14 protein-coding genes are annotated in these 11755 nt (G+C 74.5%); 6 read left to right on the top strand and 8 right to left on the bottom strand.

Annotated elements, in window-relative coordinates; all coding sequences use genetic code 11:
* Positions 1 to 16 precede the first annotated feature (16 nt).
* The gene (locus tag HZS56_RS22780; protein ID WP_216722632.1) at positions 17 to 643 is read right to left on the bottom strand and encodes a TetR/AcrR family transcriptional regulator; all 627 of its coding nucleotides are present in this window, start codon (positions 641 to 643) and stop codon (positions 17 to 19) included.
* A gap of 204 nt (positions 644 to 847) precedes the next feature.
* Here HZS56_RS22780 and HZS56_RS22775 point away from each other — a divergent pair, with 204 nt between their 5' ends.
* On the top strand, positions 848 to 1432 hold the full coding sequence (locus HZS56_RS22775) for a TerD family protein (protein WP_216722631.1): 585 nt from the start codon (positions 848 to 850) through the stop codon (positions 1430 to 1432).
* A 41-nt stretch (positions 1433 to 1473) separates the two neighbouring features.
* Here the strand turns inward: HZS56_RS22775 and HZS56_RS22770 are convergent, their stop codons facing one another.
* Complete coding sequence (locus HZS56_RS22770) at positions 1474 to 2127, bottom strand: helix-turn-helix domain-containing protein (RefSeq protein WP_216722630.1); 654 nt, start codon at positions 2125 to 2127, stop codon at positions 1474 to 1476.
* Positions 2128 to 2408: 281 nt separating this feature from the next.
* On the opposite strand from HZS56_RS22770, the gene HZS56_RS22765 reads away from it, so the two are divergent.
* From HZS56_RS22765 to HZS56_RS22750, 4 genes are all read left to right on the top strand, one after another.
* Complete coding sequence (locus HZS56_RS22765; RefSeq protein ID WP_216722629.1) at positions 2409 to 3266, top strand: aldo/keto reductase; 858 nt, start codon at positions 2409 to 2411, stop codon at positions 3264 to 3266.
* A 226-nt stretch (positions 3267 to 3492) separates the two neighbouring features.
* Positions 3493 to 3696: a cold-shock protein gene (locus tag HZS56_RS22760; protein WP_019324834.1), complete on the top strand. Its 204-nt coding sequence runs from the start codon at positions 3493 to 3495 to the stop codon at positions 3694 to 3696.
* A gap of 286 nt (positions 3697 to 3982) precedes the next feature.
* Complete coding sequence (locus HZS56_RS22755; RefSeq protein ID WP_216722628.1) at positions 3983 to 5596, top strand: DEAD/DEAH box helicase; 1614 nt, start codon at positions 3983 to 3985, stop codon at positions 5594 to 5596.
* A 111-nt stretch (positions 5597 to 5707) separates the two neighbouring features.
* A complete protein-coding gene (locus tag HZS56_RS22750) occupies positions 5708 to 6043 on the top strand; it encodes an SCO5918 family protein (protein ID WP_216722627.1) in 336 nt (111 codons plus the stop codon).
* A gap of 99 nt (positions 6044 to 6142) precedes the next feature.
* On the opposite strand, the gene HZS56_RS22745 is transcribed toward HZS56_RS22750, so the two are convergent.
* The 4 genes from HZS56_RS22745 to HZS56_RS22730 all read right to left on the bottom strand — a co-directional run bounded on the left by HZS56_RS22745 (position 6143) and on the right by HZS56_RS22730 (position 8432).
* Entirely contained in the window at positions 6143 to 6886 is a 744-nt protein-coding gene (locus HZS56_RS22745) for a hypothetical protein (RefSeq protein ID WP_216722626.1), read from the bottom strand.
* Positions 6870 to 7361, bottom strand: a complete 492-nt coding sequence (locus HZS56_RS22740) for an RNA polymerase sigma factor (protein WP_216722625.1) — start codon at positions 7359 to 7361, stop codon at positions 6870 to 6872. The genes HZS56_RS22745 and HZS56_RS22740 overlap by 17 nt, the downstream gene beginning before the upstream one ends.
* A 61-nt stretch (positions 7362 to 7422) precedes the next feature.
* Positions 7423 to 8052: a class F sortase gene (locus tag HZS56_RS22735; RefSeq protein WP_216722624.1), complete on the bottom strand. Its 630-nt coding sequence runs from the start codon at positions 8050 to 8052 to the stop codon at positions 7423 to 7425.
* Positions 8049 to 8432 carry a Tat pathway signal sequence domain protein gene (locus HZS56_RS22730; protein WP_216722623.1) on the bottom strand — a complete coding sequence of 128 codons (384 nt, stop codon included), beginning with the start codon at positions 8430 to 8432 and terminating at the stop codon, positions 8049 to 8051. The genes HZS56_RS22735 and HZS56_RS22730 overlap by 4 nt, the downstream gene beginning before the upstream one ends.
* A gap of 248 nt (positions 8433 to 8680) precedes the next feature.
* Between HZS56_RS22730 and HZS56_RS22725 the strand changes: the two genes are divergently transcribed.
* Positions 8681 to 9721 carry an NAD-dependent epimerase/dehydratase family protein gene (locus HZS56_RS22725; RefSeq protein WP_216722622.1) on the top strand — a complete coding sequence of 347 codons (1041 nt, stop codon included), beginning with the start codon at positions 8681 to 8683 and terminating at the stop codon, positions 9719 to 9721.
* 43 nt (positions 9722 to 9764) lie between these two features.
* On the opposite strand, the gene HZS56_RS22720 is transcribed toward HZS56_RS22725, so the two are convergent.
* Both HZS56_RS22720 and HZS56_RS22715 read right to left on the bottom strand, forming a co-directional pair.
* Entirely contained in the window at positions 9765 to 10889 is a 1125-nt protein-coding gene (locus HZS56_RS22720) for a sensor histidine kinase (protein WP_216722621.1), read from the bottom strand.
* 2 nt (positions 10890 to 10891) lie between these two features.
* Positions 10892 to 11755 (bottom strand): response regulator transcription factor (locus HZS56_RS22715; RefSeq protein WP_216722620.1); only part of this gene is annotated, 864 nt, incomplete at its 5' end.

Genomic DNA, 11755 nt, shown 5'->3' with positions numbered 1-11755 from the left:
ACACCTCGCACTGGTGCTAGCCCCCGGGCCGCTCCTCCAGTGAGCCGTAGAAGCCCCGCAGGAGCAGGCGCTGGTTGGCCGCGCTGCGGTGCTCCAGGACCTCCGGGGCGAACATCGGGGCCTCCAGGTTGGGCTGCATCACCCGCTCCAGGAGCAGGGGGCCGAGGATCAGGCAGAGCATCTGGAACGGCGCCCACGCGCCGTCGGCGCCGCCGCCCTCCCGCGCGGTGCCGTGCACGGCGGACAGCCGCTCCAGCTCGGCCCGCGCCCCGCTCAGGAGCCGCCCGAACAGCTCCGCACTGGCCTCGCTGTCCTCGAGCAGCACCTGGCGCAGATAGCCCCTGAGTACCGGGTCCGCGCCGAAGAGGCGGGCCGAGGCCGCTCCCAGGGACTCCATCAGGCCGTCCGCCGGTTCGATGCCGGCCAGTTCGCCGCCGATCCGCTCCAGCACGTGCCGGTCGACCGCCGCGCGCAGGCCGTCCTTCGAGCCGAAGTGCCGGGTCACCAGCGCCGGTGAGACACCGGCCGCCGCGGCCACCGCCCGCGTCGAGGTCGCCTCGAAGCCGCGCTCGGCGAACAGTTCCAGGGCCGCCGCGCGCAACCGCGCCCGCCCGGTCAGGTCGCTCTTCTCCACCGCCCGCATGCCCGCAGCGTAGTCAACCGCCGAGGGCACGCCCCGACCGCGGACGCCCGGTCCCGGACGCCCGGCCACGGACACCCGGCCAGGCCCTGTCGGGTCACGCGCCACGCCCCGCCCGTCGCGCTCGTGACAGACCCGCCATATCGGATCCTCGCGGTGCCAGGCAGACTCTGCGCTGTAGGCCCGAAAACGGAGGATGACTCGCGCATGATCACGCTCACCAAGGAAGACGGTCCCGCGGACCTGGACGGGGTCACCCACCTGTCCATCGGCGTCTCCTGGGACCCCACGGCCGGCAGCAGCGGCGGGGTGCTCGGCAAGCTGCGCCGCAAGACCGGCACCGACCTCGACCTGATCGCCGTCGCCATGCAGGGCGCCGACCCCGTGCGCCTGGCCGGTCTCGACTCGCTCGACCCCATGGGCAACGGCTCGCTGCTCCACAGCGGCGACAACCAGACCGGTCACGGCGACGGGGACGACGAGACGGTGACCGTCGAGTTCGCCCGGCTCCCGGACGTCATCACGTCCATCGTGTTCGTCGCCGCCGCGTACAAGAAGGGCAGCTCGTTCCAGAAGGCCCGCAACATCAGCTTCAAGGTGTATGACGCGACCGGCGGGAGCACCCAGCAGGTCGCCGACATCTGGCCGAGCCTGCTGAGCCAGGACAACGGCTGCGCCGTGGCCAAGGCCGTGCGCGTGGGCGGCTCCTGGAAGCTGGAGGTCATCAACGACACCGGCAAGATCAAGCAGGGCGACGAGCACGCCCTGATGCGCTTCGCGGTCAGCAAGTAACCGGCCGGCAGAGGGCGGTGGGGCCGCGGGGGCCCCACCCCTCAGCCGGTCAGACCGAGTTCACCCGCGCGCACCCCGGCCTGGAAGCGCGACCCGGCGTCGAGCGCGGCGAGCAGTTCGGCGACCCGGCGCCGGTAGGTGCGCAGCGACATCCCCAACTCCCGGGCGGCGGCCTCGTCGGTGGCGCCCGAACCCAGCGCCCGCAGCACCGCCCGGCTCCCGGAGTCGAGGTGGGGCTGCTCGCCCCGCAGGAAGGCCGCCAGGTCGGTGGCGGCTTCCCAGGCCGCCTCGAACAGGGCGTACACCCCGCCGACCACGGCGGGATCGGTGGTCACCGTGTACGCGCGGCCGGTGGGCGCGTCGGCTCCGGCGAGGATCGCGTACCGGCGGTCCATGACGATCGTCTCGTGCGGCAGGGCTCCCGCGGCGATCCGCACCTGGGCGCCGGAGCCGGCCAGCTCGACGAGGCCCCGTCGGCTGTCCTCGCCGACCAGCACGGTCGGGCTGAACAGCTTGCGCACCCGCTGCACCGGGCTGGCCCGGACCCGGGCGCGGGCGCTCTCCTGGGAGCGGGGACGCGGCCAGGTGTCGAGATCCCGGGCGGCACAGACGAACTCCTCGCTGACCGAGGAGAACAGGTGCCCGGCCCGTGCCAGCAGGTCCAGCTCACCGTGGATCGTCACACTCTCTGCCATACGGCCATTGTCACCCACCCGGGCGACGGAGGCCCGTGGACGCGGAACGAGGAGACGCGGAACGAGGAGGCACGGAACGCGGAGACGCGGAACGAGGAGACGCGGAACGAGGAGACGCGGAACGAGGAGGCCCGGAACGCGGAGGCACGGACCGGCGGACCCGGAGCGGGGCCCTGGGGGGCGGTTGACCGGAAGGGCCGGGGAGGGGGCAGTGGCCAGGGGTTTGGCAGCTAGTTGCCAGCGGTTCGCGGGGGCGGGGACGGGGCTCGCAGGCTGGAGGCATGACCAACGACTTCCGCCTCGGCGGCGACCTCGCCATCGGCCGGCTCGGCTTCGGAGCCATGCGCCTGTCCACCAACGGCTTCCACGGTCCGGCCCGCGACCCGGAGACCGGACGCGCCGTACTGCGCCGCGCCGTGGAGCTCGGCGTGAACCACATCGACACCGCGGGCTTCTACACCAGCGCCGACGGCACCGTCCGTGCCAACGACCTGATCCGGCAGGCCCTGCACCCCTACCCGGAGAACCTGGTCGTCGCGACCAAGGTGGGCCCCGTGCGCACGCCGGACGGCGGCGCGGAGGCGACCACCGATCCGGCCGCCCTGCGCCCGATGGTCGAGGAGAACCTGGAGGCCCTCGGCCTCGACCGCCTCGACCTGGTCTACTTCCGCGCCGGAGGCATGGGCCCCGCGCCGCGCGGCGAGTCCATCGCCGCGCGCTTCGAGGCACTGGCCGCCTTGCGCGAGGAGGGCCTGATCCGCCACCTGGGCGTGAGCCATGTCGACGCCGGGCATCTCGCAGAGGCCCGGGCGATCGCGCCGGTCGCGGCCGTGCAGAACCACTTCCACGCCGGCAACCGCGACGACGCGGAGGTGCTCGCGGCCTGCGAGGAGGCGGGGATCGCCTACGTGCCGTACTTCCCGCTGGGCGGTGGCCTGAGCGACATCCGCGAGGACCGTGTCACCGAGGTCGCCGCCCGGCACGGGGCGACGGCCCGGCAGATCGCCCTGGCGTGGCTGCTCGCCTCCTCCCCCGTCACCCTGGCCATCCCGGGCACCGGCTCCCCTGACCACCTGGAGGAGAACGTCGCCGCCGGGTCGATCGAGCTCACGGCGGAGGACATCGCCGACCTGGCCTGACCGACCCGCGCGGGTCCCGATCCGGGTCGGGTCGAGGCGGGTCGGGGCGGGTCGGTCTGATGAACCGACCAGCGGATTGTCGTCAGCACCCTCCGATCACGGCGTGCTACTGTCGAGGGAAGTTGCAGTTGTGGTTGCCTGAAGGTTCTTTTCCGACGGGGTGATCATCGCGGCGACCGGAGTTCGCACAGGGCGGGCTCCGAGCACCGTCCCGAAGGAGAAAAAAATGGCATCCGGCACCGTGAAGTGGTTCAACTCGGAAAAGGGCTTCGGCTTCATCGAGCAGGACGGCGGCGGCCCCGACGTCTTCGCCCACTACTCGAACATCGCCGCCCAGGGCTTCCGTGAGCTGCTCGAGGGCCAGAAGGTGACCTTCGACATCGCGCAGGGCCAGAAGGGCCCGACCGCCGAGAACATCGTGGTCGCCTGACACTCACGACGCGCTCTCACACGTCGCAGTAGGGGCCCGCACCTTGGGGTGCGGGCCCTCACTCGCGTTTTCGCTTTTTCTTCATCCTGTCGTTCTGTCGTTCTTCGTTCTGTCGTTCTTCGTTCTTCATTCCCTTCCGGTCTACCGGCCCAGCGTGACAACGACTGTGCCGACAACGACCGAATCCGGCTCGTTCTTGCGATTCTCTGCGCATTTCCTCTGCTGCGGACTCCCTTGATACGCGCCGTCCCGCCGTATGGCTCGCCGTATCGAGGAAGGTTTCCCCATGGACCGCGCACGTACCAGTGACCGCAGGCGCTCCGGCGGCGGCCCCCGCCGCTCCCGGGCCGCGGGCCGCTCCCAGAACCCCGGCCGTCCCCAGAACTCCGGTCGCCGGGCCGCTCCCGCGCCCCAGGGCGGGGAGTTCGCGCTGCCGAAGACCGTCACGCCCGCCCTGCCCGCCGTCGAGGCGTTCGCCGAGCTGGACCTGCCGCCCCGGCTGCTGACCGCGCTGGGCGCCGAGGGCGTGACCGTGCCGTTCCCGATCCAGGCGGCGACCCTGCCGAACTCGCTGGCCGGCCGCGACGTCCTCGGCCGGGGCCGCACCGGCTCCGGCAAGACACTCGCCTTCGGCCTCGCCCTGCTGGCCCGTACCGCCGGCCGGCGTGCCGAGCCGCGGCGACCGCTCGCCCTGGTCCTCGTCCCCACCCGCGAGCTGGCCCAGCAGGTCACCGACGCGCTCACCCCGTACGCCCGCGCCGTGGGCCTGCGCTCGGCCACCGTGGTCGGCGGCATGTCGATCGGCCGGCAGGCCGGCGCGCTGCGGTCCGGCGCGGAGGTCGTCGTCGCGACGCCCGGACGGCTCAAGGACCTCATCGACCGGGGCGACTGCCACCTCGGGGACGTCGCCGTCAGCGTGCTGGACGAGGCCGACCAGATGACCGACATGGGCTTCATGCCGCAGGTCACCGCCCTGCTCGACCAAGTGCGTCCGGACGGGCAGCGGATGCTGTTCTCGGCCACCCTGGACCGCAACGTCGACCGGCTGGTCCGCCGCTACCTCACGGACCCGGTGGTGCACTCCGTCGATCCGTCGGCCGGTGCCGTCACCACGATGGAGCACCACGTGCTGCACGTCCACGACGAGGACAAGCAGCGCGCGACGATCGAGATCGCGGCGCGCGACGGCCGGGTCATCATGTTCCTGGACACCAAGCACCGGGTGGACCGGCTGGTCAAGCACCTGCTCAAGAGCGGCGTGCGCGCGGCCGGCCTGCACGGCGGCAAGTCCCAGCCGCAGCGCACGCGCACCCTGGCCCAGTTCAAGGACGGGCAGGTGACGGCGCTCGTGGCGACCAACGTCGCGGCGCGGGGCATCCACATCGACAACCTCGACCTCGTCGTCAACGTCGACCCGCCCGGCGACCACAAGGACTACCTGCACCGCGGCGGCCGCACGGCACGGGCCGGCGAGTCCGGCACCGTCGTCACGCTGGTCACCCCGGACCAGCGGCGCGAGATGACCCGGCTGATGGCCTCGGCCGGGATCACCCCGCAGGTCACCCCGGTCCGCTCGGGCGAGGCGGAGCTGTCCCGCATCACCGGTGCGCAGGCTCCCTCCGGAGTCCCCGTCGTCATCGCCGCCCCGATCGTGGAGCAGCGCTCCCGCCGCACCGCGTCGGGCGGTTCGTCGTCGGGCGGTTCGTCCGGCGGTGGCTCGTCGTCCCGCGGGCGCCGGGGCCGCGGCGGACAGGGGCGTGGCGGTCAGGGCGCGGCCGCCCAGAGCCGCGGCGCCGCACAGCCCCGTACCGGCCAGGGACGCGGCACCCAGGGGCGGCCCGCCGGTGAGGCCCCGCGCCGCAGGCCCCGCCGTCAGTCCGCCGGCGGATCGGCGGCCTGATCCTCCCTCCGCCCTCCCCGCAGCCCTTGTTCCACCCCTTCTGGCCCCGGCGGCCGTACGGACGCCGGTGAACGGCGGCCCGTGCCGCCCCGTCCCCCTTGTGGAGGCATCATGCGCTGTGTCATCGCCCGGTATCCGTTCGACCTCACCAAGGGCGGAGTGCTGGACTCGATGAAGGGCGTCACGCCCGAGCCCGTCACGGGCGAGTCCGTGACGATCGGCCGCCGCCGCTACCCCGTCAAGCAGGTGGGCGAGGTCGTCACCCGGCAGGACCGCCGCGACTTCTCCGGCGGCGAGGTGACCCGGGCCATGACCCGCCTCGGCTTCACCTGCCACCCCGCTCCGGGCGCCGAACCCGCGCCCGCGCCCGCGGCCGGCGCCACACCGGTCGAGACCGCGTCCGCGCTGCTCGGCGGGGCCGCGCCCGGCCCGTCTCAGGACGCCTGAGGCCGGGCGACCTCCCCCGTCGCCCGTCCCTCGGCGCCGCGGGAGCCTACGGCCGAGTGGGGTCGGCGTCCCACTCGGCCTGCGGCACCACCTGGCGGATCATCGGCCCGTCGCAGCGTCCGCCCCGCGCTCCGCCGTCGGTGTGGCCACGGAGTCGCGGCCTTCCAGGGACTCCCTTTCGGATTCCCAGCGCTCGGTCTCCGGCGCGTCGTTGGTCGGCCGGACCTCCCGCCCGGAGGCGGGCGCGGAGGGGGTGGCGTCCTGCCGCTCCGTGCGCTCCGGGGACGGCCGGACGTCGCTCTCCCTGGGGTCCCGCGTCGCGTCGCTGGGCGCCGGGCCCGGTGGGGACGTCGGCGGTGGGGAGTCGGACGGTGCCGGGGCCAGCGGTGCCGTGGGCCGCGAGGGCTGCGCGGGGGCCGCCCAGTGCAGGGGCAGCGCGATCAGGGCGGCTGCGGCAGCCGTCGCGGCGGCACCGGCGGCGGTCCGCAGCAGGCGCCGGCGGGACGCCGCCCGGCGGATCTCCCGGTAACGGCCGGGCGGCGGGCCCAGGAAGTCGGCGCCCGGACGCAGTACCACCAGCAGCGGGTCCTCGTCGTCCCGCTCGAAACCCGGCTCGTCGTTGACGTTGCCGTTGCCGTTGGCCTGGCCGTGGTCGCGTTCGCGTTCGCGTTCGCGTTCGCCAGGACCGTACGAGCCGTCGTGACCGTCCCAGCGGGTCCCGTCGTTCAGGTCGTTCCGGTCGTTCCGGTCGCTCCAGTCCTTCTGGTCGTCCCGGTTCTTCCGGTTCTTGCGGTTGTTCCAGTCGTCCTGCCCGTCGTGCCCGTCCTCAAGGCGTGTGGTCAAGGCTTCTCCTCAGATGGACGCGGAGCATTTCGCGGGCCGCGTGGAGGTCGGCCTTGACGGTTCCTTCCTTGCGTCCGGTCAGCACGGACACCTCCCGGATCGGCATGTCGGCGTAGTAGTGGAGCAGGATCGGCACCCGCAGCCGCTCCGGCAGGGACTGCACGAGCATCCGCACCGACGGGTCGGCCTGTTCAGTGTGCGGACGCACCGCGACCTCCGCTGTGACCCGGCGCACCGCCCGGCGCTCGCGCTCCATTCTGCGCCAGTGGTCGCGCACCAGGTTGGCGGCGGTGACGTAGAGAAAGCCGCGGGGCTCGTCCACGGACGTCCAGCGGGCCCAGAGCCGGGTGAACGCCTCGGAGGCGATCTCGTGCGCCGTCTCGTCGTCGTCGACGAGACGGCGGCACCAGCCGGCGAGGCGCGGATACAGGGCGGCGAACAGCTCGGACGCCGCCCTGTCACGGGACCGTTTCAACGCTCTCCATGGTCGTGAGGGTAAGCCGTGTGCGGCACGGCCGGTCAGGAGGCCGCGGGGCCTACGTCCCCTTGGTGGCGCTGAGTTCCGCGAAGACGATCACGTTGTCGCGGTACTCCTCGCCGATCCGCGGGCCGCCGCAGGTGATGAGCCGCAGCTCGGGACCGGCCACGTCCCCGTAGACGTCGTCCGTCGGGAACTCGTCCTTCGACACCGTCCGCACGGACGTGACCGTGAACTCTGCGGCCGTGCCGTTCTCCAGGCGCGTCTCGATCCGGTCGCCCGGGTGCAGCCGGGTCAGATGCCGGAAGACGCCGTCGCCGTGGCTGCCCACCGTGACGTGGCCAAGGAGGACGGACGGGCCCACCTGACCCGGAGTCGGCGAGTGGCGGTACCAGCCCGCACGGTCGTCCTCTTCCACGGGCGGGACCTCCACCGTGTTGTCCGCGGCCAGCCCCAGCCGCATCACCGGGGTGTCGACGCCGATGGCCGGGATGCTCAGGCCGACCGGCACCGAACGTTCCAGCGGCGGCACGGACTTGGACGCGGCGTGCGAGGGCGGTGCCGTGGCGGCGGCGCGGTCCGGCGCCGTGCCGGCGTCCCCGCCGCCGCCCCCGGTGCCGCCACCGCAGCCGGCGAGCAGCACCGCCAGCGCGGCGGCGGCGAGAGCGCGCCCGGAGAACCGGATCATGCCCCGGTCGCCGCCCGACGACGGCGCACCACGAAGACGGCCGCGCCGCCCGCGAGGAGCACGGCACCGGCGCCGGCGCCGATGACGCCCTCGTTGCCGCCGGAGGACTCCGACGACGCGACGCCGGTGTCGGCGGCGCCCTCGGGCACGGCGGAGACCTGGCCGCGGCCGCGCTCCCGCTCGTCCGGGACCGTCCGGGAGTCGGCACGGTCCTCGCCCTCGCTCGGCACGACGGTCGGGTCGGTGCGGGGGCTGGCCTGACGCTCGTCCGAGGGGGCGGAGGCGGCGGGGCGCGGGCTGTCGTCGGCGAACGCGGGGGCGGTGCCGGCCAGTACGGCGGTGCACGCCAGGGCCGCGGCGCTGAGGATGGTTCGGCGCATCGGGTTGCTCACTCTCGTCGTGTAGGGGGTGGTGCGGTGGATCGGTCGGAGAGACGAGCCGGCCACCGGTCGGGTTGTAAAGAGATGGCAAAGTCCCGATGAGGGGTGATGCGGGGTGCGCGGAGGGGCGCGGGGGGGGGGCACGGAGGGGGCGTGCGGAAGGGGTGCGCGGGGACCGGTCCTTACGGACCCGTGACGTGCCGGTCGCGGCGCCCGGAACGGGGCTGCGGCGCGCCTAGCGTGGGCGCATGCGCGTACTGGTCACCGGCAGCGCCGGGTTCATCGGGTCCCACGTCGTCGAAGCCCTGCGGGAGCAGGGGCACGAGCCCGTCGGCTACGACGTCCGCGAGGACCCCGGCGCCGACGTGCGCGACCCCGCGGCCGTCGGGCGGGCGCTGGCCGGGGTGGACGCCGTGTGCCACCAGGCGGCGATGGTCGGGCTCGGCAACGGGTTCGCGGACGCCGCGGAGTACGTCTCGCGCAACGACCTCGGCACCGCCGTGCTGCTCGCCGCGATGGCCCGGGCCGGGGTGCGGCGGCTCGTGCTCGCCGGGTCGATGGTCGTGTACGGGGAGGGGCGGTACGAGTGCGCCCGGCACGGGGTGGTGCGTCCGGGACCGCGTGCCGTCGCCGACCTGGACGCGGGCCGGTTCGAGCCGCGGTGCCCGGAGTGCGGCGCGGACCTGGCGCCCGGTCTGGTGGGCGAGGACGCCCCGGCCGACCCGCGCAACGTGTACGCGACCACCAAGCTCGCCCAGGAGCACCTGGCCGCCGCCTGGGCCCGGACGACCGGCGCGACGGCGGTGTCGCTGCGCTACCACAACGTGTACGGCCCCGGGATGCCCCGCGACACCCCGTACGCCGGTGTCGCCTCCTTCTTCCGTTCCGCCCTCGCCCGCGGCGAGGCACCTCGGGTCTTCGAGGACGGCCGCCAGCGGCGGGACTTCGTGCACGTACGGGACGTGGCCGCGGCGAACGTCGCCGCGCTGACGGCGGACCCGCCGGCCGGGACGCTCGGCGCCTACAACACCGGCAGCGGAGACCCGCACACGGTCGGCGAGATGGCCGCCGCGCTGGCCGGCGCGTACGGCGGCCCGGAGCCCGTCGTCACCGGCGAGTACCGCCTCGGCGACGTACGCCACATCACGGCCGACTCGGCCCGGCTGCGGGACCGGCTGGGATGGCGGCCACGGGTCGGGTTCGCGGAGGGCATGCGGGAGTTCGCCCGGTCGGGGCTGCGGGCGCCCGACACCGGCGTCGGCGTCGACACCGGCGCCCCGGGCGAGTAGGCGGGAAGGGCGGCCGGGCCCCGTGGTGGGACGAGACCTCCCGTCAGCGGCCGGGCTCCGCCTCCGCCAGGGGCAGGAGGACCTCGAAGCGGCAGCCGCCCGGGATGTTGCGGACCGTGGCCCGGCCGCGGTGGGCCTCGACGATGCCGCGCACGATGGCGAGGCCGAGGCCCGCCCCGGCCGGAGGCGTACGGGCGTGGGTGCCGCGCCAGCCGGTGTCGAAGACCCGCGGCAGGTCCTCCTCGGGGATGCCGCCGCAGGCGTCGGTCACCGAGACCACGACGCCCTCGGCGGACCGCTCGGCGGCGACCGCGACCGTGCCGTCGGCGGGCGTCCGGCGGATCGCGTTGACCAGCAGGTTGCCCAGGACCCGGCTCATCTCCTTGCCGTCCACCTCGACCGGCACGGCCGCCACCGCGTCACCGACCAGCCGTACGCCGTGCTCGCGCGCCAGCGGGTCCGCACCCGCGAGGGCGTCGCCGACCAGGTCGTAGAGGGAGATCCGGGCGGGGGCGAGGGGGAGCGTGCCGGCGTGGATGCGGGAGAGTTCGAAGAGGTCGCCGACCATGTCGTTGAGGCGTTCCACCTCGGTGCGGATCTGCCGCAGGTAGCGGTCGGGGTCGGTGGCGACGCCGTCCTCCAGGGCCTCGGACATGGCCCGCAGGCCCGCCAGCGGGGTGCGCAGGTCGTGCGAGATCCAGGCGACCAGTTCGCGCCGGGAGGTCTCCAGGGCGCGTTCGCGTTCGCGGGACTCGGTGAGGCGGGCGCTGGTGGCGGCCAGTTCCCGGCTGAGCGCGTCGAGTTCGGCGGTGGCCGGGACCGTGGGTGCCGCGTAGCCGCCGTCGTCGCCGAAGGAGCGGGCGGCGGCGGCCAGTTCGCGGCTTCGGGCGACCACCCAGCGGCCGAGGAGCAGCGCGGTGAGCAGGGAGACGACGGCCGCCATCGCCACCACCGTGGTGACGACGGACAGGTCGTGCGGGGACAGGAACATCGCCCAGGCGACGGCGAGCGTGCCCGCCAGCATCGCGAGGACGGCGACCGCCGCCACCACCGCCAGCGACGCGGTCAGCGAACGCCGCCGGATCAGCCGCAGCACGGCCGCGCCCGCCAGGCCGGTGGCGGCGGCGCCGAGGAAGGCGTAGAGGGCGATGAGGAGCATGTCGTGCACGGTCAGTCCGCCTCCCGCACGGACCGCTCGCCGTGTCCCGACCACTCGTCGTATCCGGACCGCTCGCCGTGTCCGGACCGCTCGGACCGCTCAAACCGCTCGGACCGTTCGCGGCGTCCGGGGCCTCCGGGGCGTCCGGCGGGGTCGAAGCGGTAGCCCACGCCCCACACGGTCTGGATCAGCCCGGGCCGTGCGGGGTCGTCCTCGATCTTGCCGCGCAGCCGCCGGACATGGACGGTGACGGTGGACAGGTCGCCGAAGTCCCAGCCCCACACCTCCCGCATCAGCTCGTCCCGGGCGAAGGCCCGCCCGGGGTGCCGCAGGAAGAAGGCGAGCAGGTCGAACTCGCGGAGGGTGAGGGCGAGTTCCGTGCCGTCCTTGGTGGCGCGGCGGGCGGCCGGGTCGACGGCCAGGCCCGCGGCGGACGGCGGGCGGGCCTCGGGGTGCGGCCGTGCACCGGGGGCGGGCCGGGTGCGGCGCAGTACGGACTCGACCCGCAGGACCAGCTCCCGGGGACTGAACGGCTTGGTCACGTAGTCGTCCGCGCCGACCTCCAGGCCCAGGACGCGGTCGTCCTCGTCGCCGCGGGCGGTCAGCATGATCACCGGTACGGGTCCCGCGCCGCGCAGCCGCCGGCACACCTCCAGGCCGTCCATGCCGGGCAGCATCAGGTCGAGGACCACGAGGTCGGGCCGGTGTGCCGCGGCCCGTTCCAGCGCGGCCGGCCCGTCCCCGGCCCGGTCGACGAGGTGCCCGGCACGCTCCAGGTAACCGGCGACGACCTCGGCGACGGTGGGATCGTCGTCGACGACGAGGACGCGGGCGGGTGCGGGGGCGGGGGCTGAGGCGGAGGCGGAGGGAGGAAC

Source organism: Streptomyces mayonensis (genome assembly GCF_018982965.1).
GTDB lineage: Bacteria > Actinomycetota > Actinomycetes > Streptomycetales > Streptomycetaceae > Streptomyces > Streptomyces mayonensis.
This window is presented reverse-complemented; position numbering and strand designations above follow the sequence as displayed.